Annotated in this window: 1 protein-coding gene; it reads right to left on the reverse strand. The window is 36.2% G+C overall.

Features of this window, described 5'->3' with window-relative positions; all coding sequences use genetic code 11:
* Nucleotides 1–18 precede the first annotated feature (18 nt).
* The gene (locus tag ACRCA4_RS14980; protein WP_433190385.1) at nt 19–567 is read right to left on the reverse strand and encodes a hypothetical protein; all 549 of its coding nucleotides are present in this window, start codon (nt 565–567) and stop codon (nt 19–21) included.
* Nucleotides 568–708 lie beyond the last annotated feature (141 nt).

Below are 708 nucleotides of genomic sequence, written 5' to 3' on the forward strand. Positions count from 1 at the left end.
AAAGTATCGTTTTTAATTTCATGGGTATGATGCCTCTCTTGCTATCTCTGCTTGAATTTTAGCTTCAAATTTATCCTTAACCGCCTTGGTAAAAGGCTTTATTGATAAGTTTCCTAAACAGTAAATCCAAAATTCGTCTTGCATTTGATGCAGGTTTTCTCCAGTGTAAAATGAGTGACGTTTTTCTATGTAATCACGTAATAGCCACTTGGCAACTAACTTTCCATAATCAGGATCACGAATTTCGTTATCGTCCATATCCCTCATACCCTTATCTGACTCTGTAAATTTAACCTCTTCAGGGTTAGTTTTAAATGCTATTAACCAATCCTCAACATTACGAACGGTTTCAGTTTTACAAGCACTCATCTTTTCATACATATGAAACTGACCATTGGCGATAGCTTCATACATTACTTTACGCTCTATCTTTTTGTTCCAATGAAAAATTTGATAATACCTAAAGTCTTTCGGTTGCTCTTTTTTGGGCATAAGCGAACGCGATTGCGCAGTAGCATAAGGAATTAACAGTGTACAAACAGCGATAAAAAATACTTTTTTAAGCATTAAATCTCCAAACATGATCATTTATTACAACACGCCAGCGCTAATAAGCAGTGGCAGTACCGTTTTATTAGACGGTGCTAAGGTAGTTTGCCAAAATGGGTTATATAAATTGGCATATTCACGTAAACCATCGTGGCGGCT

The sequence above is a fragment of the Rheinheimera sp. WS51 genome (genome assembly GCF_050936095.1).
Taxonomy (GTDB): domain Bacteria; phylum Pseudomonadota; class Gammaproteobacteria; order Enterobacterales; family Alteromonadaceae; genus Alishewanella.